Raw genomic sequence first — 26483 nt, 5'->3', positions numbered from 1 at the left:
TGACGGCCTGTTCGGTGTCGAAGGCGCGCGGTCGTCCCATGACGTGACCGTACGCCGTAAAAGAACGATCAGTCAAGAACGATCGTTCTTATACGGCGGCGACGGGGCGGGGTTCCGGGCGTCACGGCCGTACGCGTCGGTCACCCGCCGGCCGGGACGGCTCGGCGACGGCCGGAAGGCGGCCGACTCGGCGGCGGAGCGCGGCAGTCCACGGCCGGGGCCGGCCGGGACGGCGAGGTGCCGCACGGAACCGGCGGCGGCCCATGGCCGGCGGCACCGAACGGGCCCGGAGCGCGCGGCACCGGGCGCCGACTCGGCGGCGTGGGCCCGGGAGGGGACGCGGTCGAGCGGCGGGGCGACGGGCACGGCCAAGCCGGCGGCGCCGGGACCGACCGAACGCCGGGGCGCCGGCCGGGCAGGGGGCGAGCACGACCAGGCCGACGACGTCGGGCGCCGGGCCGGCCCCCGCTACGGCGCCGACCGTCACACCGGGACGTCGGAGAGCGGCCTGTGGTACAGCGCCCTGCCCATGGGAGAGCCCTCGCCGGTGACGTGGGCGCGGATGGACGCGATGTAGTCGTCGCGGCCGACGCGGCCGTCGGCGTCGGTGTCCAGGGCCGCGAACGCCGCTTCGGCGTTGGTGGCCGGGTTGTTCAGCGCTGTGCGCAGGGCCGTGAACTCGGAGAGGCCGAGGGCTCCGTCCCGGTCGGTGTCGGCGAGGTCGAAGAGCGCGCCGAGGACGGGTGCGCAGACGGTGTCGAACGCCTCGGCACCGGCCCAGGCCGCGTACTCGTCGAAGGTCATCCCCCCGTCGCCGTCGGCGTCCATCGACGCCCACGCCCGCTCGCCGAGGGTGCGTGCGGTGACGACGAGCCGATCGTCTTCCTTGAGCCCCATGGCCAGCGCCACGTTCCTGGTGCGCGCCATGTATTCCTCCCTGGAGACGATGCCGTCCCCGTCCGCGTCCAGCATGGCGAAGACGAGCTTCTGTGCGGCCGTCTGGTCCATCGCGGTTCCTTCCGCCGTGGCGTTCGAGCGTGAACGCTCCATTCCGGATCGACTTTTCTACCCCTCGGCCTGACGGCCAAGGCACTCGTTCGGGGGGGCGCGGGGGCGTTTCCCACGCGTACTGCGCGTAGTGCGCGGGTGGTGTGTCCCAAGGAGCCGGGGGCGGCAGGGGCGGCCCGGGGTAGTCACAGCCCGTTGGAAGTACCGGATTCCGTGGAGGGTGGATGTTCGACAGACACGGTGCGGCAGCCGCGCTGGGTTCCCTGGTCCTGGTGGGCTCGTCGATGGTGTGGGCTCCCCACGTTCAGGCCCACGGGCCCGTTCACCAAGAGAGCGTCCTGTGCACGGGCTCCAGCACCAGCACGTACGAACCCCCCTTGACCCTGCTGCCCCGCCAGACCCGCGTCCAGACACGTGCCAGTTACGCGTGCGCGGTCGCTCCCGGCCGGACCGTACCGGCCACCGGCTACCTGGAAGGGAAGTCGCCCGCGGCGTCCTGCGTCACGGTGAACAGCCCGCGCGTCGGGGAAGTCGTCCACTACGCCGACGGGAAACAGTCGTCGATCACGTACGACAGCAGCACCAGCATCCGTATCGCCGGCGTCCTCGTGGTCAGGCTGTCGGGCCGGGTCGTCGAGGGACGCGGCGAAGGGCTGGCGGCGCATCGGACCGTTGCCGCGCTCCCCGGTGAACTGCCCACGAGTTGCCTCTTGTCCGGCCTCCGGGGCAGCAGCGGTGAGGCGCAGCTGGAGATCAGGCCGTGAGCCGGACCCCGGTGGTCATTCCCACCGAACCGATCGGCAGCGTCCCGCGGCCCGCCGAGCTGCTCGCCGCCATGGCAGACCACGCCGCGGGTCGCATCGGCGACGAGGAGATCGCCGCCGTCCAGGACCGTGCGGTCCGCGACACCGTCCGCCGGCTGGAAGAGATCGGCTCCCCGGTCGTCACCGACGGCGAGCAGGCCAAACCCAGCTTCGTCACCTACCCCCTGACCGGCCTGAACCGACTGGCACCCGACGGCGTCGTCATCCCGTTCGCCGACGGACACCAAAGGCAGCTGCCCCGCCTGACGGCCGGACCGCTGCGCTACGGCCGGTACGCCGACCACTACCTGCACGCCGCACTCCGGCACGCGACATCACCGGTGAAGCAGGCCGTCATCGCGCCGTCGGCGCTCAGCCTGCTCTACCCGCCCGACGGCATCGACGGGTACCCCCGCGAAGCCTTCATCGACGACCTCACCACCGAAGCCGAAACGGACATCCGTCGGTGCCTGGACGCCGGCGCCCACCGCGTCCAACTCGACTTCACCGAAGCCCGTCTCGCACTGAAGCTCGACCCGGGCGGGAGCCTGCTGGACCAGTTCGTCGCCCTCAACAACCGTGTCCTGGAACGCTTCTCCACCTCCGAACGGGCCAGGATCGGGATCCACACCTGCCCCGGCGGCGACCAGGACTCCACCCACAGCCTGGACGTCGACTACACGGCCCTGCTGCCCACGCTCCTCCGGCTCAAGGCCGGCGCTTTCTACGTCCAGCTCTCCAGCGAGCCGGAACCGGACAGGGTCCTCGCCGTCCTCGCCGAACACCTCCCCGCCCAGGCCCAGGTGTTCATCGGCGTCACCAACCCGATCGACCCGCGTGTCGAGACACCCGAGGAGGTGCGCGACCGCGTCCTGGCCGCCGCCCGCCACCTCCCCCTCGACCGTCTGGGCACCTGCGACGACTGCGGCTTCTCCCCCTTCGCCGACGACACCTCCACCTCCCGCGGCACCGCCTTCGCCAAAATCGGCGCCCGCGTCGAAGGCACCGCCCTGGCCGCCCGCGAACTCGTCGGCTGAACGAAAGGACCCGACCGGTCACCGAACCCGCCGGGGAAACGGAAACCCGCGACACGCCGGCCTGTGCAACCCGCAAGGGAAGCGCGGGCCGTCACGGGTGCCGGGCGCGTCCCGGGCGAGACCGGCCGGGTGGCCGAGCAAGCCTCTCCCGGCTCCGCCGAGATTCGTCATCCCTCTCCTCGGCCGGGCGTTCGGGGCCCGTTTCCCGCCCGTGCGCCTCTTCCCTTGCCCGCCAAGGGTGTTGGAGGATCCGCGCATGAACCCGCATGCGACCGGACCGACCGCCGACGCGGCGGTCGCGTACCTCACGGCTCTCCACGAACGGCTGACGGCCGACGGCTGCGCGGTGACCCTGCCGCAGTGGAACGGCCGCCGGGTGGTGGCCGGCCGGCGCGCCGACCGCAAAATCCGCTGGTTCGGGACGAAGGCCGAGCTGTTCGTCTTCGCGACCGTCGTGCCCGAGGTCGACGTGGCCGTCCTGGGGGAGTTCGCCGTGTGGGCCGCGCTCCACGCCAAGGGCCTGCGCGGCGGCATGCCCGGTGCCCGCAACGCAGCACTGGTGCTCCCCGCCCTGGTGAGCGCGCGCGTCCGGCCCGAGGCTGCCCGGTGGGCCGCCCAGGACGCCCGGATCCTCGACACGACGCTGATCAACCGGCCCCTCACCGTCGAGACCGCCCCGGACGCCGTACGGACCACGATGTACCGGGGCCGGGTCGTCTGGGGTGGCATGTTCACGGGCCACGTGCTGGAGAAGGCCGCCCTGTACTTCCCGTGAGCCCGGTCGGCGGGCCCCTCGCCCACCCGCTCCCGCGGCCGCACCGGCCTCGACCGGGCCGGGCGCGACCTGGACCGCAACCCCGGCGTCGTGGTCCGCGACGTTGAGCTCACCTCCCGGGGCTGGCACGTCCTGCGCCGCACCACCTTCGACTACCGCCGCCGCGACGGGCGCTGGGAGACCCAGGCGCGCGAGACCTACGACCGCGGCAACGGCGCCGTCGTCCTGCCCTACGACACCGCGCGCGGCTGCGTCCTGCTCACCCGCCAGTTCCGCTACCCGGCCTACGTCAACGACCACCCCGACGGCATGCTCGTCGAAGCCGCCGCGGGGCTGCTCGACGCGGACGACCCGGTGGCCGCCGTCCGCCGCGAGGCGGCCGAGGAGCTCGGCGTCACCCTGGGCCCGCTCACCCACGTCCTCGACGCCTACATGAGCCCCGGTTCCGTCACCGAACGCCTCCACTTCTTCGCCGCCCCCTACACCCCGGCCGACCGCACCGGGGCCGGCGGCGGTCTCGAAGAGGAGGGCGAGGACATCGAGGTCCTCGAACTGCCCTTCGCCGAAGCCCTCGCCATGACCCGCGACGGACGCATCGCCGACGGCAAGACCGTCCTCCTCCTGCAGTGGGCGGCCCTGGACGGCCCCTTCGCCCCCGCAGCGGGCGTCCGCTGACGGGTCTGGCCGGCAGGCGTCGACGGGCGTGCGGTCCTCCGGCGCCGTCGGCAGCGGCCCTCCCCGCGGATGCGCCGGCCGGCGGCGCGGCCGGGGACGCGGGAGGGCCGCGGCCGGGAGATCAGGGCGAAGGTTCCCCTTCCGCCCTCGGCGCCGTCGTGCGACCCTCCCGCCGGGGCTCCAGCCGCACCACGATCCCCTTGGACGTCGGCGTGTTGCTGAAGGACGCCACGCTGTCCAGCGGCACCAGCACGTTGGTCTCCGGGTAGTAGGCCGCCGCACAGCCCCGCGAGGTCGGGTAGCCGACCACCCGGAAGTCGTCCGCCCGGCGTTCGACACCGTCCTTCCAGACGCCGACCAGGTCGACCGGTGCGCCTTCCTCCAAGCCGAGTTCCCGCATGTCGTACCAGTTGACGAAGACGACGCGGCGGGAGCCGTGGATGCCGCGGTAACGGTCGTCGTCCGTGTACGGGACGGTGTTCCACTGGTCGTGGGAGCGCAGGCTCTGCAGGATCAGGTGGCCGGGCGGGGCGGTCAGGGCCTCGAAGTCGTTGCGGCTGAAGAGGGCCTTGCCGGCGGGTGTGGGGAAGACGCCCTCGTTGACCGGGTTGGGCAGGCCGAAGCCGCCGGGGCGGCGGACGCGCGTGTTGAAGTCCTCGAAGCCGGGGACGACGCGGGAGATGTGGTCGCGGACGCAGTCGTAGTCGGCCTCGAAGCGCTCCCAGCGGACGGGGACCTTGTCGCCGAGGGTGCGGCGGGCCAGGCGGCTGAGGATGGCGACCTCGCTGAGGAGGTGCTTGGAGGCCGGTTCGAGGACGCCGTGGGAGGCGTGAACCTGGCTCATGGAGTCCTCCACGGTGACGAACTGCTCGCCGGTGACCTGCACGTCCCGCTCGGTGCGGCCGAGGGTGGGCAGGATCAGGGCGCTCTCGCCGCACACGACGTGGGAGCGGTTGAGCTTGGTGGAGATGTGCGCGGTCAGCCGGCAGTTGCGCATGGCGGCCTCGCTGACCTCGCTGTCCGGGACGGCGCGGACGAAGTTCCCGGCCAGGCCGAGGAAGACCTTGGCACGACCGTCGCGCATGGCCCGGATGGCATTGACGGAGTCCCAGCCGTGCTCGCGGGGCGGCTCGAAGTGGAACTCGCGGGCGAGGGCGTCCAGGAAGTGGTCCGGCATCTGCTCCCAGATGCCCATGGTCCGGTCGCCCTGCACGTTGCTGTGCCCCCGGACGGGGCAGGCGCCGGTGCCGGGCCGGCCGACGTTGCCGCGCAGCAGCAGGAAGTTGACCACCTCGCGGATGGTGGGCACGCCGTGCTTGTGCTGGGTCAGGCCCATCGCCCAGCAGACGATCACGCGCTCGCTGTCGAGGACCATGTCGCGCACTTCCTCGATCTGGGTGCGGGCCAGGCCGGTGGCCTCCTCGACCTCGGGCCAGGAGACGGTGGCGCGCAGGTGCCGGGCGAACTCCTCGAAGCCCTGGGTGTGGGCGTCGATGAAGCCCCTGTCGAGGACGGTGCCGGGCGCGGCCTCCTCCGCCTCCAGGAGCAGGAGGTTGAGCGCCTGGAACAGGGCCAGGTCCCCGCCGATCCTGATGTGGAGGAAGCGGTCGGCGATCTGCGTGCCGCGGCCGATGACGCCGCGGGGCCGCTGCGGCTGCTTGAAGCGGACCAGGCCCGCTTCGGGCAGCGGGTTGACGGCGACGATCCGGCCCCCGCGGCGCTTGCAGTTCTCCAGCGCGGTCAGCATCCGGGGGTGGTTGGTGCCCGGGTTCTGGCCGACGGTCAGGATGAGGTCGGCGTGGTGGATGTCGCGCAGCGACACGTCGCCCTTGCCGGTGCCGAGGGTCTCGTTGAGCGCGGTGCCGCTGGATTCGTGGCACATGTTGGAGCAGTCCGGCAGGTTGTTGGTGCCGAACGCGCGGGCGAAGAGCTGCAGGACGAACGCGGCCTCGTTGCTGGCGCGGCCGGAGGTGTAGAAGACCGCCTCGTTCGGGGAGTCCAGCGCCTTCAACTCGTCGGCGAGCAGGTCGAGGGCGGCGCTCCAGCTGATGGGCTCGTAGTGGTCGGAGCCGGGCCGTTTGACCACGGGCCGGGTGAGTCGGCCCTGCTGGTTGAGCCACCGGTCGGACTTCCCGGCCAGCTCGCTGATCGGGTGCCGGCGGAAGAAGTCGTCCGTGACACGGCGCGAGGTGGCCTCGTCATTGGTGTGCTTGGCGCCATTCTCGCAGTACTCGTTCACGGGGCGGTGCCCCGGTTCGGGCTCGGGCCACGCGCAACCGGGGCAGTCGAAGCCGCGGACCTGGTTGAGGTTCAGCAGCGTGAGCCCCGTGCGCCGGACCGACGTCTGGTCCAGGGAGTACTTCATCGCGTGGTACACCGCCGGCGCGCCCGCGGCCCAGGTCTTGGGCGGGGTGACCTCAAGGCGGTCGTCGCCCGGTTCCTCGTTCGGTGGCTTGTGCAACGTGACCTCTCCTCGCTCCGTGTCCTGCGTCCCCCGGCGTCCGTGCGCGGTCAGCCGGTCGGCCAGGTCGGCACGTGGGGGCGGCTCCGGCCCTCGGTGGGCTGGACGTGGCCGTTGCTGATCTCGCCGCGCCAGGCGCCGGTCTCGCGGCCCTGCCCCTCGGTGAACTCCTTGAAGGACGTCAGGGCGGTGCGGACCGCGCGGCGGGCGAGGCCGAGGGCGGTCGCCGCCTGCCCCACGAGCCCCCGGGACCGCAGGTCGACGCGGAGGGTCACCCGGCAGCGGCCGGCGTCGAGCTCCTCGAAGGTCGCCGTGCCGGTGTGCCGGGGTTCGTCGAGGACGTTCCAGCGGACCAGCCGGTCCGGGACCTGCTCCACGATCTCCGCGTCGTACTCGTACGTCCTCGGGCCGAACCGGGTCACCCAGTGGGTCATCACCGCCTGGATCTGGTCGACGCGCTCGACGTTGTCCATGAAGCGGGGGAACGTCTTGAACTGCGTCCACTGGTTGTACGCCACATGGACCGGGACGCCGACGTCGACCGACTCTTCGATGGTGCTCATGACCTCAAGGCCCTGCCCGTCTCCTCGCCGCGACCGGTGGCCGTACGGCACGGCACCGGGCGTGTTCAGCCACGCTCGGGCCATCGGGTCCCCGGAAAGCGCCGTCCCATGCCGGCCGGTGGCCGGGCATACGGGTGACCGGCGCGGCACGGGCGCGCCGGCGCCCCTCCGGTCGGAGGAGGACGCCGCTCGTCCGCCCCGGCCGGACCGGTACCGGATTCGGCGCCCCGGCTTCCGCGCCGCCCGCGCGCCGCCCGGGGACGCCGGTGCGCCATCCGGGTGGGGCGGGGGCCGCCGCCGGGCCCCGCGGGCCCGCGTCCGGGGCGCCCGCGCGTTCGACGACGAGTCCGCGGAGCGCCACCGGAGTGCCGGGCGGCCCCGCCCGGCACGGTGTGGCCAAGCGTTCCGGGCGGGCAGGGCGGGCGGGGCCCGTCGGCGGGCCACCCAACGGATGTCCGGGGCGCCCGCCCCGGTGTCGTACCCTGCGCCTATGCTCGCTCGATGACGTCTTACGAAGGCAGTCACCCCACCGTCCTCGTCCGGGTGGGTGACCGGCAGGCACAGATCGACGAGCAGCTCGCGCCCACGATCCGGGCGGTCTGGGAGTGCGGGTTCGACACCTTCACCTGCTGTCAGGACGCCGGCGAGAGCAACGCCGCCTGGCCGGAGAAGCTGCCGCACATGGCGCGGTGGGTGGAGTCCAGGCGCGGCTGGATGTTCATCGACTTCCCGGTCGACAGCGGACTCGCCTTCCTCTCGGCCGTGGCGAACGCCGGGCCGCGGGACGCGTTCTACGTCCGGATGACGCACTGGGCGGCCCCGGACGCGTGGGACGTGAAGGTCAAGCCGATGGACGCGGCGATGTTCCAGGAGGAACTGCCGTCGCGGTTCCACCTGCGGTTGCTCCAGGTGAGCTTTCCGGCATACGACCTGCCGGAACTGACCCGGCGCCTCCACGAGCACGCCGCGGGCCGTTCGGTGCCGCCCGCCCCCGCCGACTGGAGCAGCGTCGGCCGCTAGTACTGCAACGGTGTTTGTTCTGATTGCTGGGCAGTTCTCAGGGACTGTGTCCGCGTCGTTTGCAGTGGCTGATATGTGCCTGATACTGGCGGCGTCGGCGCGATGTCGACCAGTGCAGGATGTGGTCGACCGGTGGGCGGCGGCGTACGCCGGCGGGGCGGCGTACGCCGACGCGGTGTCGGAGTGCGCCGCCCCGGAGCGGGACGAGACGTGGGCCGTGGGCCCGGGTCGCCGGTCGGTCCTCCTCCCGCTACTTCGGGTCGCGGTCGAACAGCGACGCGGACCAGAGGTAGCCGAGCACGGCCAGCCCGAGGCACCAGGCGACGGCCAGCCACCCGTTGTGGCCGATCCCGGTGCCGAGCAGCAGCCCGCGCAGCGTCTCGATGGCCGGGGTGAAGGGCTGGTACTCGGCGATCGGCTGGAACCAGCCCGGCATCGCGTCGACCGGTACGAAGGCGCTGGAGAGGAACGGCAGGACCATCAGCGGCAGGGCGTTGTTGCTGGCCGCCTCGGCGTTCGGGCTGGACAGGCCCATTCCGACCGCGATCCAGGTGAGCGCCACCGCGACGAGCGTCAGCAGCCCCACTGCCAGGAGCCATTCCAGGGCGGTGGCGTCCGCGGCCCGGAACCCGATGGCCACCGCGACGGCCCCGACGAGGACCACGCTCATCACGCACTGCAACACGCTGCCGACGACGTGTCCGATGAGCACCGACCCGCGGTGGATCGCCATCGTACGGAAGCGGGCGATGATGCCCTCGGTCATGTCCGTGGCGACGGACACCGCACTGCCGATCGTGGTGCCGCCGATGGTCAGCATCAGGATGCCGGGGACGAGATACGCGAGGTACTCGGACCGGTCCGCCCCGCCGCCCCCGATGCCGGCGCTCATCACGTCGCCGAAGACGTAGACGAAGAGCAGCAGCAGCATGACCGGCGTGAGCAGCAGGTTCAGCGTCAGGGACGGGTAGCGCCGCGCGTGCAGCAGGTTCCGCCGCAGCATCGTGGACGAGTCGCGCACGGCGAGGGGGAGGGAGCTCATCGGACGTCCTCCTTGGTCCGGTCGGGCCGGCTCGGCACGGTGGAGCCGGTCAGGGCGAAGAACACGTCGTCGAGGTCGGGCGTGTGCACGGTCAGTGCGTCGGCCTCGACGCCGGCCGAGTCCAGCCGGTCGAGGAGGGAGCGCAGCTCGCGCTGGCTGCCGTCGTTGGGGATCTGCAGGACGAGGGACTCGTCGTCCCGGGAGGTCTCGCGGAGTGCGGTGGCGGCGTTCCGGTACGCGGACGGATCGGAGAAGCGGAGCCGGACGTGTCCGCCGGGGACGAGCCGCTTCAGCTCCTCGGCGGTGCCCTCGGCGGCGATCTTGCCGTCGTTGAGCACCGCGATGCGGTCGGCGAGCTCGTCGGCCTCCTCCAGGTACTGGGTGGTGAGGAAGACGGTGACGCCGTCGGAGACGAGCTCGCGGATGATCTGCCACATGTTGTGGCGGCTGCGCGGGTCGAGGCCGGTGGTCGGCTCGTCGAGGAAGATGATCCGCGGGTCGCCGACGAGGGTCATGGCGATGTCGAGGCGGCGCTTCATGCCGCCGGAGTAGCTCTGGGCGGGCTTCTTGGCGGCGTCGACGAGGTCGAAGCGCTCCAGCAGTTCGGCGGTGACCCGCCGCCCCTCGCGCTTGGAGAGGTGGTGCAGGTCCGCCATGAGGAGCATGTTCTCCTCGCCGGTGATCAGCCCGTCGACGGCGGAGAACTGCCCGGTGACACCGATCGCGGCGCGCACCCCGTCCGGTGACGTGGCGATGTCGTGGCCCGCGACCTGGGCCCGCCCGCCGTCGGCGGTGATGAGCGTGGACAGGATCTTCACGGCGGTGGTCTTGCCGGCGCCGTTGGGCCCGAGCAGCGCGAACACGGAACCGACCGGGATGCGCAGGTCGATGCCGTCGAGCACGGTCTTGTCGCCGTACGACTTGCGCAGACCGACGGCGGAGACGGCGGCGGGCGCCCGGAGGCCGTCACCCCGCTCCGATATGGACATGGGCATGACAGATGAAGGCATGGGTCCTCCCGTTCGAAGGGTGGAGTCACTGGGGTGGGCGGACGGTTTCGCGGGGCCGGTGCTCAGCCCCGGGCCCGGCGGACGTCGATGTTGCCGTACCGGGTGCGGGCGCGGATCTTGACGGTGTCCTCGGCCTCCTCCGGGGCCTCGGACGCGGTGAGCGTGTTGCGCACCTGGCCGGCGCCGGAGCTGACGTCGAGCCAGGCGGCCGTGCCCTCGCGGACACCGACCTCGATGGCGCCGTAGGAGGTCTCCAACTGGACGCTGCCGCGCGCCACCTCGCCCACGCGCAGGGTGCCGTGGGCGGTGGTGGCCGTGACCGAGCCCTCGGCGCGCCGGATCTCGATGTCGCCGTTGGCGCCGCTCACCCGCAGCTCACCGGTCGCGGCGCCGACGGTCGTGGTGCCGTGCGAGTTCTTCAGGACGGCGGGGCCGTCGACGAGGCCGACGCGCAGACTGCCGGAGCTGGTGGTGATCTCGGCCGAGCCCTCGATCCGGTCCACGCTGATCGAGCCGTGCGACGCGGTCAGCTTCAGCGGGCCGGTCGCGTCGAGGCGGACGTCGCCGGACGAGGTCTTCACGCGGACCTCGCCGAGCCGGCCCTCACTGAGCACCTGGGTCCAGGCGCCGGTCGTGTCGATGTGCGAGCCCGTGGGCAGTTCGACCGTCACGTCGACGCTGCCGGTGCGGCCGAACAGGGAGGACTTGGGCGTCCCGACGGTCAGCGCGCCGTTCGCGTACGTGACCTCGGTCTGGTCGGCCGTCCGCACGTCCAGGTCCTTCTTCGGGTCGCGGGGCCGCACCTCGACGACGGTGTCGAGGCGGTCGCCCGCGGTGAACTGGATGGAACCGGCTTCCACGCGCGCCGTGGCCGCGATCGGTGCAGGGGTGTCGAAAGAAGGCATGGCTGTCCCGTCCTCTTGGCTCTTCAGGGCGTCCCCGCTGGTGGGACGTGGTGGGGGTGAAGTGGTGCGGGCGGGGGAGCGGCTAGCGCACCCAGCCCGTGAAGCTCTGTCCGACGATCCGGGTCTTCTCCGCCGTACGCGGTCGGGCGCCGCCCTCGATCGCGGCCGACACGGCGCGCACCAGCCACGCGTTGACCGACAGGCCCTCGCGGGTCGCGGCCTCCTCGACGCGGGCCTTGAGGTGGGCCGGCAGGCGCAGGTTGACACGGGCGGTGCCGCCCTCGTCGCCGTCGGCCGGGGCTCTGAACGGTTCGGCGGGCGCGGCGGCTGCTTCCGCGGCGCCGCTGTCGGCGGGCGGTGGCGTCACCACGAAGTCGGGGTCCAGTCCGCGCAGCCGTACGTCGACCGAGCCGGGGGCGAGCTCGCGGGTGATCTCGTCCATCGCGGCGGAGAGCACGTGGAGCATGGTCAACCGGGTCGCCGACTCCAGGGGGGCGGTGAGCCGTTCGGCCAGCTCGCGGGCGTCCTGCCCGCCGGCTTCGGCGGCTACCGCGAGCTCGCGGCGGAGAGTGTCGACATACGGGGTGAGGTCCATGACGCCATAGTGGCACCAAGATGGCGCATGTGCAAGTTCGGGCGGCGCCTTGCGGGCGGCGGATGGGATTGTTGCCACTCTGAGCTGCGGGAATGCGAAAGAGGCGGCCCGGGTGATCGTGGCGCCATGCACGTCTGTGTGCTTTTGGTGGCGCGGAATGGCGCCGAGTGGTGTCGGATGGCGTCGTATGGTGCCAAGCTGTGCCAGTCGGTGCCCGGTGGCGCCAGGCGATGCCTGTGGTGCCGCCACAAGGTGGCCCGCCCCGCCGTACGACCCGCCCCGCCGCGCGACCTGCCGCCGGGGCGGGCCCACCCGAGGCGGCACGGTCGGACCTGCCCCGTCTTGGTCCGCACCCCTCCCGATGACGCACGCACCAGCCGTACCCGGTAGGGGCCCTGCGCCGCCGGGCCGGGCCACCTCCGCCGCATGCCCTTCCGGCCCTTCTGCGCCGGGTGCGCCCGCGGAGGCCTGGTCCGAGGCGCTTTCCGCCGCCGAAGCCCTCGCACGCGTATGCGAAGGGGAACGGGAACCTTCGCCCACCGTGGCGCTCCCCGTCCGCCGAAGCCCTCGCACGCGGACCCCGCCTCCCCCTGGCTCGGCTTCTCCCCGCTCGACCCGGCCCACCGGGCGAGCAACCGCCGCACGCGTCCGCCCCGGCGCCGGCGGAGGGGAGCGCCGGCGCGGCCGGGGAAGGGCAGGAGGCGAGCGCCACCCGCCGCCTGCGCGGGTGCTCCGGTGAGGGCCCCGGTCCCCGCGCCCGTCGGCTCCCCTCTCCCGCCGCCATCCCGCCGGGCCCCGCCTGACCAGGGGCGCAAGGTTTGGGCAAGGTTTGCGCAGGACTGCCCTTCCAGGATGAGGCCCTGCTCCCCGGACGGGGGGTTCCACACGGGAGGAGCTCAACTGTGAAGCGACTGACGACAGCGGCCCTGGCGGGCGTTCTGCTGGCGGGCGGCCTCGCGGCCGTCGCGCAGCCCACTCAGGCGGCCCCGGCCTCCACCGGCGCCCCTCAGGCGGCCGCGGTGTCAGAGGCGGCGGTCACGCGGGCCGCGGGCAGCACCAGCACGTACTACTTCCTCTTCGACAAGAACCAGTCCAGCCCCACCAAGTCGAAGCTGTACTTCATGAAGAGCGTGCCCGGCAAGGACAAGGTGATCAAGAGCTACCGGGCCGGCTCCGGCAACGGCAGCAAGAACGAGTGCGCCACGATGAAGGGCTGGCTGCCCAACGGCTCGTACAAGGTCCTCGGGCACGAGAAGCGCAAGAAGGGCGGCGCGCGCGGCATCAACGGCTACGCCATCCACGTCCAGGACAAGCTCTGCAAGAACGGCAAGACCAAGCGGACCGAGCTGTTCATCCACAGCGAGATGAAGTCCAACGGCCAGCAGGGCCCCAAGCAGCCCGGCAAGGACAGTCCGTACCGCTGGGACGGAGCGGGGGACTACTACTCCTACGGCTGCATCAAGATCACGCCGAAGGACATCCAGGACCTGTTCCGCACGGCCGACCGGTACGGCTGGCCGAAGCAGCTCAAGGTCGTCAACTGATCCGGTCGGCCCCTCGCTGATCCGACACGGTTGACACGCACCGAGGAGGAGGGTGCCGGCCGCACGCAGGGGAAGCGGCCGGCACGCCTCCGCTCCGGCACGGGTCCGTGTACGGGCCGCCTCCCGAACCGTGCCGCGCAGCCGTTCGCGAGGCGGCCCGTACGGACCCGGCCGTCCGTCACCGGACGCCGCCGCATCGGCATCGGTACCGGCGTCGACACAGACATCCGAAAGGACCACTCCAACCCATGAACCGCACCACGCTCGTGGCCTCCGTCGCCCTCGCATCGTCGCTCGTGGCGGGCGCGGCCGTGCCCGCCGCTTCCGCCCCGGCCGCCGCACCGGTCGCCGCACCGGCGGCCAAGGCGCCCACGGCGCAGGCCACCGCGAAGCGGATAGCCGCCAACAAGGGCATCGTCCTGCTCGACTTCCACGTGAGCGGCAAGCGGGACCCGCGGTCGACCGCACGGGCGAACATCAAGGACACGGCAGCCGGCAAGCGCGCCCACACCAGCACGTTCGCCCATCCCCGCGGTGCCCGGGTGGCGCTCAACGGGAAGATGCTCCAAGCGATGCTGAAGCTGAACACGTCGAAGAAGTTCACCTTCCGCGTCACCTCGATCGCCGGCGGCCGGCACTCGGCCGGCTCCGCCCACTACAAGGGCCGGGCGTTCGACGTCGACCTCGTCAACGGCTCCCGCGTCTCCACCAAGGGCCCGGGACTGGTGAAGGCCAGGAAGCTGATGAGCTCGTGCAAGGCGTACGGTGCGAAGGTCGTTCTGGGCCCGGGCAGCGACCGGGCCCACAGCAACCACGTCCACTGCCAGTGGTGACGCGGCCCGCCTGCGCCGCCCTCCGCTGACTCCCCGCGCGCCGCAGCTCGCGGATCTTCATCAGGGCCGTCCCCGGTTGTCGCGTTGTCGTTCTCGTAGGCGGCCCGGGCGACGGCCGCGTCCTCGAGGCCCAGCCCCACGAGCGGAAGTACACCGGGCGTTCGCCGGTGGAACGTGGGGCGCGGCCGGTGACCAGGCCAGCCGGGTCCCCGCGCACCGTGGCGGGGTCCCAGCCGGATCCGGTGGCCAGTACCAGCTCGGTGGTGACCTGAAGGCTGGTGGGGGCATCCACGTACACGTCGAGGCCCGGCACCGCCGTGGGCGGGATCTCCCGCGCCTCGGGGGCGTTGGTGGAGGTGACGACCGCCCCCGCGGTCAGGTCACGGGGGTCCGGTACGTCGTCGGCTGCCGGGGTGCACAGCATCACCGAGTCCGCGCCGGCCACCGCCTCTTCGAAGCCGGGGGCCGCCCGGACGGCTTCGTCGGCCTCGCCGATGCCGAGCGGGGAGAAGACGCGCACCGTCATGCCCGGACGCACGTGACGCAGGTGGCGGGCGTGTGCGCGGCCGACGCGGCCGTAGCCGATGACGGCTGCGGTGCGGGCGACGGGCGGGAGGGGGATGGGGACGGCCCCCATGTGACCACCGGGGGTGGTGTGGTCCCCGGCGGTGGTGCGGTGGTGCGGTGGTCGCGGGCCGTAGCGCGTTCCCGCTCGCCGGCGGGTGACGTACGACCGGGCCACGGCCCGGACCGCGGGCCGGATCGGGCGGGTGGGGCCCCGGGCGACCGCCCGTGCCCACCCGCTCGGCCTGCTGCGGGGCGTCGAGCGGAAGGGCACAGCGCGAGGACACGGTACAGGGCACGGGAAGAACGAAGGCAAGGAGGCCGCCCGACAGCGGGACCTACTCCTTGCCACTTTCAACCTATAGCGCACCGGGGGCCTTGTGGCAAGACCCGGGGCGTGCCGCAGAATAGCCCGTCCAAGGCCGGAACCTGCGGAAATGACCGGTCGGTGCGTGTGTGCGCCGTGCTCGGCGGGGTCCGTGGAGGGCGAGCGGCTGTGCCGCGCACCGACCGTGTAGGGGCATGCGGGTGCGCGCGCCGACGCGCCGCGGGGAGCGGGGCCGAAATCCCATGCGTGGAACGGGTGATTCGATGGTGGACGTGATCGTGGTCGGTGGCGGGCCGACCGGTTTGATGCTGGCCTGCGAGCTGCGGCTGCACGGGGTGCACGTGGTCGTGCTGGAGAAGTCGACGGAACCGACCGACCAGTCCCGCGGACAGGGCCTGCACGCGCGCAGCGTCGAGATGCTGGACCAGCGCGGGCTGCTGGAACGCTTCATGGCGGTCAGCGAGAAGTTCCGGGTCGGCGGCCTCTTCGGTGGCATCGCCACCTCGTGGCCGGACGGGTTGGACACGGCTCACCCCTACGGCCTCGCCACCCCGCAGCCGGTCACCGAGCGGCTGCTCGACGAGCGTGCCCTCGAACTCGGCGCCGAGATCCGGCGCGGCTGTGAAGTGGTCGGAGTGGGCCAGGACGAGGAGGGGGTGACCGTTGAGCTGGCGGACGGCACACGGCTGCGCTCCCGCTACCTCGCCGGATGCGACGGCGGACGCAGTGTGGTGCGCAAGCAGCTCGGTGTCGGTTTCCCGGGCGAACCGGCCAGGGTCGAGACGCTGCTGGGCGAGATGGAGGTGACCGAGGACCCGGCGACGATCGCCGCCGTCGTCGCGGAGGTCCGCAGGACCCAGCTCCGGTTCGGTGCCATGCCCAGCGGGGAGGGGCTGTACCGCGTCGTGGTGCCCGCGGCCACCGTGGCCGAGGACCGGTCGGTCCCGCCGACACTGGAGGAGTTCAAGGAGCGGCTGCGGGCCGTCTCGGGGACCGACTTCGGCGCGCACTCGCCGCGCTGGCTCTCCCGGTTCGGTGACGCCACCCGGCAGGCCGAGCGCTACCGGGTCGGGCGGGCGATGCTGGCCGGCGACGCCGCGCACATCCACCCGCCGACCGGTGGGCAGGGGCTGAACCTCGGCATCCAGGACGCGTTCAACCTCGGCTGGAAGCTGGCCGCCGCGGTCAACGGCTGGGCCCCGGAGGGGCTGCTGGACAGCTACCACGCCGAACGGCACCCGGTGGGCGCACGGGTACTGGACAACACCCGTGCGCAGATCGCCTTGCTGGGGACCGATCCGGGTGCGACCGCGTTGCGGGAGCTGTTCTCGAAGCTGATGGACTTCGAGGAGGTGAACCGCTACGTGACCGGGATGATCACCGCGGTCGACGTCCGCTACGACTTCGGCGAGGGCCCCGACCTGCTGGGTCGGCGGATGCGGGACGTGCGGCTGGAGCGGGGGCGGCTCTACGAGCGGATGCGCACGGGTCGCGGGGTGCTCCTCGACCGGACCGGCCGGCTCTCGGTGGCGGGCTGGGCGGACCGGGTCGACCATGTCGTCGACGCCGGCGAGGAACTGGACGTGCCGGCGGTGCTGCTGCGGCCGGACGGCCATGTGGCGTGGATCGGTGAGGACCAGCGGGACCTGCTCGGCCGGCTGCCCGAGTGGTTCGGCGCCGCCGCCGATTGACCGGACGGGTGCGCAGCGGACGGCGCCCGGCCCCACTCGCCGCGGTCGTGCTGGCCGATCGCCGCGAGCCCGGCCGGCCCGGCGGCCGTACGTACCGGGTCGACACGCGCCCGGGACGGGTGGCCAGGCCAGGGCGGGGCGGAGGGGACCGGGATCGGCCCGCGCGCCGGCCGGCACCGTCTCCGGGGCCCGTCCCCGGTGCCCGCCGCAGCGGTGTCCGTGGGCGGACTGGAGGCGGGCCGCGTCACTGTCGGGCACGGTGGCACGGTGCCGCCGACCACCTCCCTGGCCTGCGCGGTCCCCGGTGACCCGGGGGCGCCGGCCGCGACGGCTACCCCTCGGCTCAGCCCGCGGGGCGGACCGGCTCCGCTCCGGTTCGGATCAGGAAGTCGGTGAGCACTTCGGCGAGTCGTTCGGGCTGGTCCTCGGGAACGAGGGTGGACGAGTCGGAGATCTCGACCAGCCGGCCCTGCGGGTACAGCTCCGCCAGCCGACGGCCGTGCTCGCGGGGCATCAACCTGTCTTCCGTCGCCCAGACGACCAGTACCGGCCGGTCGAAGCCACGCAGTCGCTCGCTCCAGGCCAGCAGGGTCTCGCGCTTGGGCGCGGAGGTGGCGAACTTGGCGAAGTCCCTGCGGATGGCCTTGCTGCGGGTGACGGGGGCGAACCAGTCGTCCATGATCTCGTCCGGGACCCCGCGCAGGCTCATCCCGCCGTATCCGTTGCGGTTGTTCCGGAACACGGGGATGCGCATGAGCCGCGTCAGCAGCCAGACGCCGCCGGGCACCTTGCACACGACGGCCGCCGCTTTGGCGGGCCCGGGAGGGAAGTTGTCGAACGCCTCGCAGGCCACCAGCACCAGGCGCGCGATCCGCTGGGCCTTTCCTTCCGACACGAGGAACTGGCCGCCGCCCCAGTCGTTGAGGACGAGCGTCACGTCGTCGAGGCCGAGCCGCTCGATGAACTCCCCCACGAGCAGTGCGACACCGCGCTGGGACAGATCGGCGTCAGGGGCCATCGGCCGGCGATGTCCGCCGAGGGGGAGCGTGGGGAGGATGCAGCGGTACCCGCTCAACAGCGGCACCACTTTGCGCCACTGCGTCTCGTTCATCGGCATGCCGTGGCAGAGCACCAGCACCGGCCCGTCACCACCGGTGTCCTGGTAGTCGACGGACCCCGACGAAAGCTCGATCTGCGGCATCACACCCCCTGTGGCAGGACGCCCCAATGTAGCCCAGGAGCCCCCGAAGCAGGCGAATGCGCGTTCGTGTCGGATGCGCCGCCCCCTGCCGGACCAGGTGGGGACGGGGAGGGACGCGAGGGTCGGCGCCGTCAGGGGAGGAGCTGATGCGGACCGCCCGGGACGGGACGGGGCGCCGGGCGCGCTCCTCGGTGGAGATGACCTCGCGGCGGGCCTCCTCGGGCAGACGGGCGGGGATTCCGGGCAGGGGGCGCTCGCGCGCGATCTCGCCCTGGTGCGCGAGGATCGCGCGCCCCTCGCGGGCCCGCCCGGGGCGTCACGTCGACGGTGGGGGTGACGTACTCGTCCGGTGCGCGGAGCGCGCTCTTGCCGATGCCGGTCGGCAGCGGCCCCGGTCCGCCGGTTCCGCCGACGGGAGGGGGTAGGGTCCGGTGGCGATGATCAGTAGGTGGGAATCCGAGCAGAGCGGTGAGTCGACTGTGGTGCCGTCGACGACGCCGGACATCACGACGACGGTGTGCGGGGCGTGCGGATCGCAGGTGTCCGGGTTGAACGGCCGGTACGCGTGCGGAGTGTGCGGCTGGGTGAACAACTGGGCGGAGGGGCACAGCCGTCTTCCGTCGGCGGAGGAAGACCCCGACGCGCCGAAGTCCTGACGCCGAGCCGGAGCCGGAGCCATAGCCGTACCGCCGTGCAGCCAGCCGCCGCGCCGGGCTCGGGCGGCGCGGACGGCGGGCTGGTGGCGAAGTGCGGCCAGCCCTGCCGGGTGGTCGGCGGAAGCGGTCGCGGGAGGCTCGGCGCCGGCTGCCGCTGCGCCCGCCAGGCCGCCTCCGCTGCTCCTCGTGCCGCCGCGTGAGGAGGCGCCGGGCTCCGAAGCGGTGCGGCCCCGGCCGGCGAGGGGCGTGCGTGGCCGTTCGGGTGCCAGGTCCCGGCCGCGCCGCCCCCGGCCGTCTGCCGAGGCGGCGCCTCGGGGGCGCCGGCCCCCAGAGGGGGGCCGGCTCTCAGAGAGGGGTCGTCGTCGACCTGCCCAGGTACCAGAGGGGGGCGGGGTCGGGTACCGCCAGGGGCTGGAACCCCAGACGGTCGTAGAAGGCCCTGGCCGGTGCGTTCGCCCGCACCATGCAGAGGTGCACCGCTGGAACCCCCTGCCGCCGCAGTGCGTCCAGAAGGGTCCGCATCAGGGCACGGCCGTATCCCCGGCCCTGCCACGGCGGCAGCAGGTCGATGTGCAGGTGGGCGGGGAACGCGGCCAGTTCGTCCCGGACCATGCGCTCCGGCGTGTGCAGCAGTCCGATCATCTCCTCGGTCGGCGTGCGGGCCCCTCCCACGGGGGCGGGGTACCGCGCGGCCACCCGGGGGAGCCACTCGGTGCGGAACCGCCGGACGAAGGCGGCGGTGTCCGGAGCGCCCAACACGTACCCGACAGCGTTGCCGGCGCCGTCGTCCAGGACGAAGGCGAACCCCGGCTCCAACTCCACGTACGGATAGGCGAATATCGAGGGCATCAGCTCCGGATCGGGATAGAGGGACGACGAGTCCCGGCCCTCGTGCGCCGTTCTGACACAGATGTCCGCGAGCTCAGCGCGGTCGGACGGCCGGTAGGGGCGTATGAACGGTTCTCTCTTCACGCGTCTCACGATTCCAGGGTGGGAGCGCTCCCGCGCCGGCTTTTCCGACGCCCGGCGAAGAAAGATCCCGTGGCCCCGTACGGAGTCGATCTCGCGGCGGGGAAGGGGGGGCCCTTCTCCCCTCCGGCAGTCGCGGGGGAGGGGCGCCGATCGGCGGCGGGCGCCGGGCGGGCGCCGGGTGGGCCCGTCATCCGCGCTTCACGCGGCACGGTGAACCGGCGGCGGCCACCGCGACCGTCTGAACCGGGAGCGCCACGCCGGGGAGGGGGCGGCGGTACGGGCCCCGGCGGCCGAAGCAGGCCGGTGGTTCTGACGTCGCCGCCGTATCGCCGGCGGCGTCCAGCCGTTCGCCCGCTGCCCGCTGCCCGCTGCCCGCTGCCCGCTGCCCGCTGCCCGCTGCCCGCTGCCCGCTGCCCGCTGCCAGCTGCCCGCTGCCCGCTGCCCGCTGCCCGCTGCCCGCTGCCCGCCACGCCGTCCTCAGCGGGGCCCGCCACGCCGTCCTCAGCGGGCCGCCGCTGCCGTGCCCGGCCCGCCCGCCGGGCGGCCGGCCTCGTCCGCGAGGCGACGTCGACCCTCGGGGGACGGGGCGCGCCGGTGCGGAGCGCACGGTTCTCCGCCCGCGGACCACGGGCACGGCGGGCCCGGCCGGTCGTGCCGCCCGCGTCCACCGCCCCGGAACGGCATGGCGACGGGACCTACCGGATCGGGATGTCGATCCCGTACTCGCTCGTGGGCCGGGGGCCGCGGATGCGCCTCTCGGCTTCCGTGATGGCCACGTCGTTGATGCTCGCCTCGCGGCGCCGCATGAGGCCGCGCTCGTCGAACTCCCACAGTTCGTTGCCGTAGCTGCGCCACCACTGGCCCCCCGCGTCGTGCCACTCGTACTGGAACCGGACGGCGATCCGGTTCCCGCTGAACCCCCACAGGCTCTTGCGCAGCGCGTAGTCCAGTTCGCGCTCCCACTTCCGCTTCAGGAAAGGGACGATCTCCTCGCGGCCGTTGACGAACGTGTCCCGGTTCCGCCACGTCGAGTCCGGGGTGTAGGCCAGTGCCACCCGTTGGGGGTCACGGGTGTTCCACGCGTCCTCGGCTGCCTGGACCTTCCGCAGGGCCGTCTCCCGGGTGAAGGGCGGGTAGGGCGGGCGATCTTCCGGCACTGCGGCCTCCTCAAGTTGAGAACGGTCGTTCTCCATCGGTGGGGCCTAAGGTAGAGAACGATCGTTCTCTACGTCAAGGAGTCCGGATGCCCGCGCCGATCACCGAAGAACAGGCCCGCCTGGACCGCGAAGCGCTGCTCGACACGGCGGAGGGCCTCTTCTACGAGCGGGGCATCCAGGCGGTCGGAATGGACCAGGTCCGGGCGGCCTCCGGTCTGCCGCTGAAACGGATCTACCGCCTCTTCGCCGCGAAGGAGGACCTCGTGGTGGCGGTGCTCCGACGCCGCGACCGGCGGTGGAGGGGGGACCTGGCCGCCCACGTGGAACAGTTCCCGGAGCCTCGCGAGCGCGTACTCGCGGTCTTCGACTGGCTCGCCGAGTGGTTCGCGGAACCGGGCTTCCGCGGATGCGCCTGGGTCAACGCCCACGGCGAACTTGGCTCGTCGTCCGAAGCGGTCCTCGCCGAGGTCCGGTCGCACAAGCGGGCGTTCCACGACCAGATCGCCGGATGGGTCCGCGCTGCCGGGGCGACGGCGGTCGAACCGGTCTTCCTGCTCGCCGAAGGGGCGATCGTGACCGCCGGCATCACCGGCGACCCGGCTCCGGCCCGCCATGCGCGCGCGGCCGTCGCGATGTTGCTCAGGACGTCCTGACGGTCCCCGGGCCGTACTGCGGCGACGTTCCGGCCCGCGCCACCCGAAGGGGTTCCGCCGGTGGGGCCGTGAAGGGCGGCGCCACCGGGTCGCCCGGGCCGTGGACGGGGCGGTGGACGCCGGCCCGGGCCTGCCGCCGGGCCCTCCAGGACGGGGGCGGAGCGGCTGTCCCCCCGAGGGCCGGAGCCCAGGGCGGCCCGCCGCGATCCGTCAGGGCCCGACCGGCCCCCAGGGCGGCCCGGGGCCGCTGCCGCTTCCGGAGACCGGGGAAGCGGCAGCGGGAACTGCTGCGGCCCGTCCCCCACCCGCTCCTCGGGGGAACGGGAACCGGCACCGCCCGAAGGCGAACGCCGGGAACCGCCCCTCCGGGCCGCCCGCACGGTCGGCCCCCCGGTGGCCCCCGGGCCCCCGCCGGACAGCCGGGGCCCGGGCGAGCCCCGCAGCCCCGGGCGATCCGCCTCCCCGCGGGGGCTCGCCGCCCCCGCCGGGGGCGCGCCGGACAGGGGCCGCGCCGGTGCGTAGGGCGCGCGGGATGTGGGGTAGTGGTGAACCGCCTGTCGGGCGACTCCGGCCGGATGTGAGGATGGTGGGTATGTACATCCACCGTAGGAACAACGTGACGACCACCGGCCCCGTCGACGGACCGGTGGTGGTGCTGGCGCACGGGTTCGGCTGCGACCAGAACATGTGGCGGCTGATCGTGCCGGCGCTGGCGGAGCGGTACCGGGTGGTGCTGTTCGACTACGTCGGTGCCGGCGGCTCGGACCTGTCGGCGTGGGACCCGGAGCGGTACTCCTCGCTCCAGGGGTACGCCCAGGACGTGGTGGAGGTCTGCGAGGAGCTGGACCTCGAGGGGGCGGTGTTCGTGGGGCACTCGGTCAGCGCCATGGTCGGAGTCCTGGCGGCGCAGGCGGCCCCGGAGCGGATCGGGGCGCTGGTGATGGTGGCGCCCTCACCCTGCTACATCGACGACGACGGCTACCGCGGCGGCTTCAGCCCGGAGGACATCGACGAGCTGCTCGCGTCACTGGAGTCGAACTACCTCGGCTGGTCCTCCGCGATGGCTCCGGTGATCATGGGCAATCCGGATCGGCCGGAGCTGGGTCAGGAACTGACCAACAGCTTCTGCGCCACCGACCCCGACATCGCCCGCGTCTTCGCCCGCACCACGTTCCTGACCGACAGCCGCGACGACCTGAAGGACGTGACGGTGCCGACGCTGGTGCTGGAGTGCTCCCAGGACGTGATCGCGCCGCGCGAGGTCGGCGCCTATGTCCACGCCGCGATCCCCTCCTCCCACCTGGTCACGCTGGACGCCACCGGCCACTGCCCGCAGCTGAGCGCCCCGGAGGCCACCGCGGAAGCGATCCTCGCCTTCCTGGCGGACCTGCCGTGATGTGCCGCGTGGACGAGGAGCCGGAACCGTCCGGCACCGGGGGCGACGCGGACATGGACGTGGCGTTCACCACACTGCTGGAGGACAGCATCGAGGAACTGTACGAGTCGGCTCCCTGCGGCTACCTCTCCACCCTGATGGACGGCACCATCGCCAAGATCAACACCACGCTGCTGAACTTGCTCGGCCTCACACGGGAGGCCGTGGTGGGACGCAAGCGGTTCACCGACCTGCTCACCGTCGGCGGGAAGCTGTACCACGAGACCCACTTCGCGCCCCTGCTGCGGATGCAGGGCGAGCTGCGCGGCATCGCCCTGGAGATGAAGACCGCCGGCGGCGGCCGGCTGCCGGTGCTGGTCTCCTCACTGGTCAAGCACGGCAGCGAAGGCGAGCCGCTGCTGATCCGCACCACCGTCTTCGACGCCTCCGACCGCCGCGCCTACGAAGAGGAACTGCTGCGCCGCCGCCAGGACGCCGAGCAGGCCCGCGCCGAGGCCGAGCGGGCGCGCGCGGAAGCGGAGGAGGCCCGTCGGCAGGCCGAGGCCGACCGGGCCCGGCTGGCCGACGCGCTCGCCGTGCTCCAGCAGTCCCTCGTACCGACCTCGCTGCCGGACGTACCCGGGCTGGAGACGGCCGTCTACTACCACACCGCCTCGGCCGACCGGCTCGGCGGCGACTTCTACGACCTGTTCCCCCTCGACGGCAAACGCTGGGCGTTTTTCCTCGGCGACGTGTGCGGCAAGGGCCCCCAGGCCGCCTCCCTCACCTCACTGACCCGCTACACGCTGCGCGCCGCCGCCCTTCACGACCCCGAGCCCGCGGCGGCCCTGACCACACTGAACGCCGTCCTGCACGAGCGGTACGCCGCCGGCGGCGACCCCCGCTACTGCACGTGCGTCTTCGGCATCGTCGAACCCGCCACCGAGCTCGGCCACACGACCGTCCGCCTCGCTTCCGGCGGCCATCCCCCCGCCCTCGTCCTGCGCGCCGACGGCCGCGCCGACTTCCTGCCCGCCCCCGGCGGGCTGCTCATCGGCATCCTGCCCACCGCTCCCATCGGCACCGCGGAGACCACCCTCGCCCCGGGCGAAACGCTCCTGCTCTACACCGACGGCCTCACCGAGGCCCGCACCGGCCCCGACCGCGGCAACCTGTACGGCGAAGACGCCCTGCTCGCCTTCGCCGCCGACCGAGCCCCCGCCACCCCCCAGGAAACGATCACCGCGCTGACCGGCCTGCTGAAGAGTTTCGGCGACGGCCTCGACGACGACACCGCCCTGCTCGCCCTCGGCGTCCCCGCCACCCACCCCAGCCTCCCCCCGGCGACGAACAACCCACGATGAGCCCGCTGAACATCACCCACCGCGACACCGCCACCGGACCCGTCCTGCACGTGGCCGGCGAACTCGACTACGCCCAGTCCACCGCCTTGCGCCGACAGGTCGAGCAACTTCCCCTGGAGAGGGGCCAGTGCCTGGTCATCGATCTGTCCGGTCTGGAATTCTGCGATTCCACCGGGATCACCGCCCTCCTCGTCGCCCGCCAGCACGCCCAGGCAGCCGACGCCGACATCGCCCTGGCCGCCGTGCCCCCCAACCTGATGCGCGTCCTCGCCATCGTCGGCCTGGACCAGGTCTTCACCATCCGCCCGGCCGCCGACGCCGTCTGACTCCCGACCCCGCCCCCCTCCCCGCCGGGCCCGACCGCACCGAGCCGCGCGGCGGGAGACCGCCCCTCCCGGTTCCGGAAGTACGGCCAGGGGTGGCCCCCGGCGAGCCGCACCCCGATGCCCGCGAAGCCGTCCGCCCGCCTCCCCGCCACCGGAACGAACGCTTGCGGGAGGAAGGGCGGGGCCCGGTCACCGCTCCGGCATGCGGCCCGCCGGGTTCACGCATGCGGTGAAAGGGGGGTGCAGGGCAGGAGGGCCGGTCGTGACGCCCTCGGGGCCCGTGCTCCACCACGACCGGACCGTGTGGTTCGGCCGGCCGCCCCACCGGGCGGGACCGGTCCGCGGGCGGTGGTCGGCGCCGGTACGACCGTGCTCAGAAGGCGTACCGGACGCGCAGCCAGGGGGCCCGGGCCTCGATCAGCCCGCGCAGGGTCTCCAGGGACGCGGACTTGACGGCGTTGCGGTAGCGGACGTTCCAGTCCCCGTTCTGGGACCGCTTGGGCTGCTGGATGTCGGGGCGCCACAGCAGTTCCTCGGCGCGCGGGTGCCAGCCGAGGTTCACCTCGTGCAGGCGGTCGTTGTGGGTCAGCATGATGACCTCGGCCTGCGCCTGCTCCTTGACCCGGCGCGGCACCACGTCGTCCAGTTGCCGCAGCAGCTCGGCCCAGTCCTCCTCCCAGCCGGGGCGGACCACGACGGGCGAGAGGTTGAAGTGGACCTCGTACCCGGCGTCGAGGAAGTCCGCCGCGGCGGCGATGCGCCGCTCGACGGGGCTGGTGCGGATGTCGAGCGTCCGGGAGTCGGCGGGCGGCATCAGCGAGAACCTGACGCGGGTGCGGCCCCGAGGATCCAGCTCCAGCAGGTCCGGGTTGACGAACTTGGTCGCGAAGGACGCCTTGGCCGTGGGCCAGTGGCGGAACGCCTCGATCAGATCCGCCGTGTTGTCGCAGATCAGGTCGTCCACCGAGCAGTCGCCGTTCTCACCGATGTCGTAGACCCACGCCCGCGGATCGCACTGGTTCGGCTCGGGCTTGGTGCCCTGCGCGGCGACGTGCCGGGCGATGTGCCGGACGACCTGCTCGACGTTGGTGAAGACGGTGATCGGGTTGGCGTATCCCTTGCGGCGCGGCACGTAGCAGTACGCGCAGGCCATCGCGCACCCGTTGCTGAGCCCGGGCGCGATCCAGTCCGCCGACCTGCCGTTGGGCCGCGTGGTGAGGGAGGAGCGCTCGCCGAGCACGAGCGTCTGGCGCTTGACCCGCACCCAGCGCTCGGCGTTGCCCTCGTCGCCGTGCAGCCGGGGGATGCGCCAGTGCGAGTCCGTCTCCAGCACCCGGGCCCCGGGGAAGCGGGCGATGATCTGCCGGCCGCGGTGCGACGCCGCCGCGGCCGGCTCCGCGTGGATCTCGCTCACGTCGAGCATCCTGCGGGCCTCCGGCGAGTCCCGGAAGGCGCGGCTCCGCGCTGCCCGCCCGTCGCCGCCCCCGGCCGCCGCCAGGTCGTCGAGGGAGAACAGCCCCGCCTGATCGCCGTCCGCACCCCTGGGACGATGCCGCATGACCACCTCGGGAGCTCCGATGCCGAACAGGGGGCGGACGGGACGGCGGCCTCCGCTACGAGCCGTCCGCCGGCGCTCGCGCCGGGGCGGGCGAGACTCCCCCTACTGTACAAAACCGGACATGGTGGCGGAGAAACTACCCCTGCCCGGTGTACGGGACGCCACCGGGCCGGGCGGGGGCGGTCCGGTCCGCCCCACCACGGCGCGGGCGACCGCAGCGCCGTCGTCGGCCGGAACCGCGAGCCGGGGGGAGGCATGGGCGGGGGCTGTCCCGGCACGCCGGGCGAGGCACACCGCCGCCGTGGGCCCGGCGGAACGGGTCGCCGACGCGGTCACGCGGCCGACGCGGGGGACGCCGGGGCCGTGT

Annotated in this window: 24 protein-coding genes; 13 read left to right on the top strand and 11 right to left on the bottom strand. The window is 73.1% G+C overall.

What is annotated here, in order from left to right; all coding sequences use genetic code 11:
- Nucleotides 1-483: 483 nt before the first annotated feature.
- Nucleotides 484-1008, bottom strand: coding sequence for an EF-hand domain-containing protein (locus RND61_RS10425; RefSeq protein WP_315877563.1), 525 nt, complete (start codon nt 1006-1008; stop codon nt 484-486).
- Between the two features lie 224 nt (nt 1009-1232).
- Here RND61_RS10425 and RND61_RS10420 point away from each other — a divergent pair, with 224 nt between their 5' ends.
- The 4 genes from RND61_RS10420 (at nt 1233) to RND61_RS10405 (ending at nt 4298) form a co-directional block, all read left to right on the top strand.
- Nucleotides 1233-1772, top strand: a complete 540-nt coding sequence (locus tag RND61_RS10420; protein WP_315877562.1) for a hypothetical protein — start codon at nt 1233-1235, stop codon at nt 1770-1772.
- Between the two features lie 11 nt (nt 1773-1783).
- Nucleotides 1784-2848 carry a cobalamin-independent methionine synthase II family protein gene (locus RND61_RS10415; RefSeq protein ID WP_315877567.1) on the top strand — a complete coding sequence of 355 codons (1065 nt, stop codon included), beginning with the start codon at nt 1784-1786 and terminating at the stop codon, nt 2846-2848.
- A 256-nt stretch (nt 2849-3104) separates the two neighbouring features.
- Complete coding sequence (locus RND61_RS10410) at nt 3105-3623, top strand: hypothetical protein (protein ID WP_315877561.1); 519 nt, start codon at nt 3105-3107, stop codon at nt 3621-3623.
- Between the two features lie 69 nt (nt 3624-3692).
- Complete coding sequence (locus RND61_RS10405) at nt 3693-4298, top strand: NUDIX domain-containing protein (RefSeq protein WP_315877566.1); 606 nt, start codon at nt 3693-3695, stop codon at nt 4296-4298.
- A 121-nt stretch (nt 4299-4419) separates the two neighbouring features.
- Here RND61_RS10405 and RND61_RS10400 read toward each other — a convergent pair whose 3' ends face one another.
- Together RND61_RS10400 and RND61_RS10395 are read right to left on the bottom strand one after the other, a co-directional pair.
- Entirely contained in the window at nt 4420-6759 is a 2340-nt protein-coding gene (locus tag RND61_RS10400) for an FdhF/YdeP family oxidoreductase (protein ID WP_315877560.1), read from the bottom strand.
- A gap of 50 nt (nt 6760-6809) precedes the next feature.
- On the bottom strand, nt 6810-7322 hold the full coding sequence (locus RND61_RS10395) for an SRPBCC family protein (protein WP_315877559.1): 513 nt from the start codon (nt 7320-7322) through the stop codon (nt 6810-6812).
- Nucleotides 7323-7823: 501 nt separating this feature from the next.
- Between RND61_RS10395 and RND61_RS10390 the strand changes: the two genes are divergently transcribed.
- Nucleotides 7824-8342, top strand: coding sequence for a hypothetical protein (locus tag RND61_RS10390; protein ID WP_315877558.1), 519 nt, complete (start codon nt 7824-7826; stop codon nt 8340-8342).
- A 250-nt stretch (nt 8343-8592) separates the two neighbouring features.
- Here RND61_RS10390 and RND61_RS10385 read toward each other — a convergent pair whose 3' ends face one another.
- The 4 genes from RND61_RS10385 to RND61_RS10370 form a co-directional block, all read right to left on the bottom strand.
- A complete protein-coding gene (locus RND61_RS10385; protein WP_315877557.1) occupies nt 8593-9384 on the bottom strand; it encodes an ABC transporter permease in 792 nt (263 codons plus the stop codon).
- The gene (locus tag RND61_RS10380) at nt 9381-10394 is read right to left on the bottom strand and encodes an ATP-binding cassette domain-containing protein (protein WP_315877556.1); all 1014 of its coding nucleotides are present in this window, start codon (nt 10392-10394) and stop codon (nt 9381-9383) included. The genes RND61_RS10385 and RND61_RS10380 overlap by 4 nt, the downstream gene beginning before the upstream one ends.
- A 62-nt stretch (nt 10395-10456) precedes the next feature.
- Nucleotides 10457-11299, bottom strand: a complete 843-nt coding sequence (locus RND61_RS10375; protein ID WP_315877555.1) for a DUF4097 family beta strand repeat-containing protein — start codon at nt 11297-11299, stop codon at nt 10457-10459.
- A gap of 82 nt (nt 11300-11381) precedes the next feature.
- Entirely contained in the window at nt 11382-11894 is a 513-nt protein-coding gene (locus tag RND61_RS10370) for a toxin-antitoxin system HicB family antitoxin (RefSeq protein WP_315877554.1), read from the bottom strand.
- 902 nt (nt 11895-12796) lie between these two features.
- On the opposite strand from RND61_RS10370, the gene RND61_RS10365 reads away from it, so the two are divergent.
- The 3 genes from RND61_RS10365 to rox all read left to right on the top strand — a co-directional run bounded on the left by RND61_RS10365 (nt 12797) and on the right by rox (nt 16854).
- On the top strand, nt 12797-13438 hold the full coding sequence (locus tag RND61_RS10365; protein ID WP_315877553.1) for a L,D-transpeptidase family protein: 642 nt from the start codon (nt 12797-12799) through the stop codon (nt 13436-13438).
- A 248-nt stretch (nt 13439-13686) separates the two neighbouring features.
- Entirely contained in the window at nt 13687-14271 is a 585-nt protein-coding gene (locus RND61_RS10360; RefSeq protein WP_315877552.1) for an extensin family protein, read from the top strand.
- A gap of 1155 nt (nt 14272-15426) precedes the next feature.
- Nucleotides 15427-16854, top strand: coding sequence for a rifampin monooxygenase (rox, locus tag RND61_RS10355; protein ID WP_315877551.1), 1428 nt, complete (start codon nt 15427-15429; stop codon nt 16852-16854).
- 343 nt (nt 16855-17197) lie between these two features.
- On the opposite strand, the gene RND61_RS10350 is transcribed toward rox, so the two are convergent.
- A complete protein-coding gene (locus RND61_RS10350) occupies nt 17198-18055 on the bottom strand; it encodes an alpha/beta fold hydrolase (RefSeq protein ID WP_315877550.1) in 858 nt (285 codons plus the stop codon).
- A gap of 437 nt (nt 18056-18492) precedes the next feature.
- On the opposite strand from RND61_RS10350, the gene RND61_RS10345 reads away from it, so the two are divergent.
- Complete coding sequence (locus tag RND61_RS10345) at nt 18493-18711, top strand: hypothetical protein (protein ID WP_315877549.1); 219 nt, start codon at nt 18493-18495, stop codon at nt 18709-18711.
- A 345-nt stretch (nt 18712-19056) separates the two neighbouring features.
- Here the strand turns inward: RND61_RS10345 and RND61_RS10340 are convergent, their stop codons facing one another.
- A complete protein-coding gene (locus RND61_RS10340; protein ID WP_315877548.1) occupies nt 19057-19683 on the bottom strand; it encodes a GNAT family N-acetyltransferase in 627 nt (208 codons plus the stop codon).
- Between the two features lie 695 nt (nt 19684-20378).
- Entirely contained in the window at nt 20379-20876 is a 498-nt protein-coding gene (locus RND61_RS10335) for a nuclear transport factor 2 family protein (RefSeq protein WP_315877547.1), read from the bottom strand.
- Between the two features lie 50 nt (nt 20877-20926).
- Here RND61_RS10335 and RND61_RS10330 point away from each other — a divergent pair, with 50 nt between their 5' ends.
- From RND61_RS10330 to RND61_RS10315, 4 genes are all read left to right on the top strand, one after another.
- On the top strand, nt 20927-21493 hold the full coding sequence (locus RND61_RS10330; RefSeq protein ID WP_315877546.1) for a TetR/AcrR family transcriptional regulator: 567 nt from the start codon (nt 20927-20929) through the stop codon (nt 21491-21493).
- Between the two features lie 592 nt (nt 21494-22085).
- A complete protein-coding gene (locus RND61_RS10325; protein WP_315877545.1) occupies nt 22086-22889 on the top strand; it encodes an alpha/beta fold hydrolase in 804 nt (267 codons plus the stop codon).
- Entirely contained in the window at nt 22889-24232 is a 1344-nt protein-coding gene (locus RND61_RS10320; RefSeq protein ID WP_315877544.1) for a PP2C family protein-serine/threonine phosphatase, read from the top strand. The genes RND61_RS10325 and RND61_RS10320 overlap by 1 nt, the downstream gene beginning before the upstream one ends.
- Entirely contained in the window at nt 24229-24558 is a 330-nt protein-coding gene (locus RND61_RS10315) for an STAS domain-containing protein (protein ID WP_315877543.1), read from the top strand. Before RND61_RS10320 ends, RND61_RS10315 begins: the two co-directional genes overlap by 4 nt.
- Before the next feature lie 373 nt (nt 24559-24931).
- On the opposite strand, the gene RND61_RS10310 is transcribed toward RND61_RS10315, so the two are convergent.
- A complete protein-coding gene (locus RND61_RS10310; protein WP_315877542.1) occupies nt 24932-26116 on the bottom strand; it encodes a spore photoproduct lyase family protein in 1185 nt (394 codons plus the stop codon).
- Between the last annotated feature and the right edge of the window lie 367 nt (nt 26117-26483).

This window comes from Streptomyces tamarix (assembly GCF_032423885.1).
GTDB lineage: Bacteria > Actinomycetota > Actinomycetes > Streptomycetales > Streptomycetaceae > Streptomyces > Streptomyces tamarix.
This window is presented reverse-complemented; position numbering and strand designations above follow the sequence as displayed.

Bases quoted from the DNA above. Each gene is read 5' to 3' on its own strand.
- RND61_RS10420 (WP_315877562.1), top strand. From the start codon at position 1,233: ATGTTCGACAGACACGGTGCGGCAGCCGCGCTGGGTTCCCTGGTCCTG.
- RND61_RS10310 (WP_315877542.1), bottom strand. From the start codon at position 26,116: ATGCGGCATCGTCCCAGGGGTGCGGACGGCGATCAGGCGGGGCTGTTC.
- RND61_RS10410 (WP_315877561.1), top strand. From the start codon at position 3,105: ATGAACCCGCATGCGACCGGACCGACCGCCGACGCGGCGGTCGCGTAC.
- RND61_RS10320 (WP_315877544.1), top strand. From the start codon at position 22,889: ATGTGCCGCGTGGACGAGGAGCCGGAACCGTCCGGCACCGGGGGCGAC.
- RND61_RS10360 (WP_315877552.1), top strand. From the start codon at position 13,687: ATGAACCGCACCACGCTCGTGGCCTCCGTCGCCCTCGCATCGTCGCTC.
- RND61_RS10380 (WP_315877556.1), bottom strand. From the start codon at position 10,394: ATGCCTTCATCTGTCATGCCCATGTCCATATCGGAGCGGGGTGACGGC.
- rox (WP_315877551.1), top strand. From the start codon at position 15,427: ATGGTGGACGTGATCGTGGTCGGTGGCGGGCCGACCGGTTTGATGCTG.
- RND61_RS10350 (WP_315877550.1), bottom strand. From the start codon at position 18,055: ATGCCGCAGATCGAGCTTTCGTCGGGGTCCGTCGACTACCAGGACACC.
- RND61_RS10375 (WP_315877555.1), bottom strand. From the start codon at position 11,299: ATGCCTTCTTTCGACACCCCTGCACCGATCGCGGCCACGGCGCGCGTG.
- RND61_RS10325 (WP_315877545.1), top strand. From the start codon at position 22,086: ATGTACATCCACCGTAGGAACAACGTGACGACCACCGGCCCCGTCGAC.
- RND61_RS10385 (WP_315877557.1), bottom strand. From the start codon at position 9,384: ATGAGCTCCCTCCCCCTCGCCGTGCGCGACTCGTCCACGATGCTGCGG.
- RND61_RS10315 (WP_315877543.1), top strand. From the start codon at position 24,229: ATGAGCCCGCTGAACATCACCCACCGCGACACCGCCACCGGACCCGTC.
- RND61_RS10370 (WP_315877554.1), bottom strand. From the start codon at position 11,894: ATGGACCTCACCCCGTATGTCGACACTCTCCGCCGCGAGCTCGCGGTA.
- RND61_RS10395 (WP_315877559.1), bottom strand. From the start codon at position 7,322: ATGAGCACCATCGAAGAGTCGGTCGACGTCGGCGTCCCGGTCCATGTG.
- RND61_RS10345 (WP_315877549.1), top strand. From the start codon at position 18,493: ATGATCAGTAGGTGGGAATCCGAGCAGAGCGGTGAGTCGACTGTGGTG.
- RND61_RS10330 (WP_315877546.1), top strand. From the start codon at position 20,927: ATGCCCGCGCCGATCACCGAAGAACAGGCCCGCCTGGACCGCGAAGCG.
- RND61_RS10390 (WP_315877558.1), top strand. From the start codon at position 7,824: ATGACGTCTTACGAAGGCAGTCACCCCACCGTCCTCGTCCGGGTGGGT.
- RND61_RS10425 (WP_315877563.1), bottom strand. From the start codon at position 1,008: ATGGACCAGACGGCCGCACAGAAGCTCGTCTTCGCCATGCTGGACGCG.
- RND61_RS10335 (WP_315877547.1), bottom strand. From the start codon at position 20,876: ATGGAGAACGACCGTTCTCAACTTGAGGAGGCCGCAGTGCCGGAAGAT.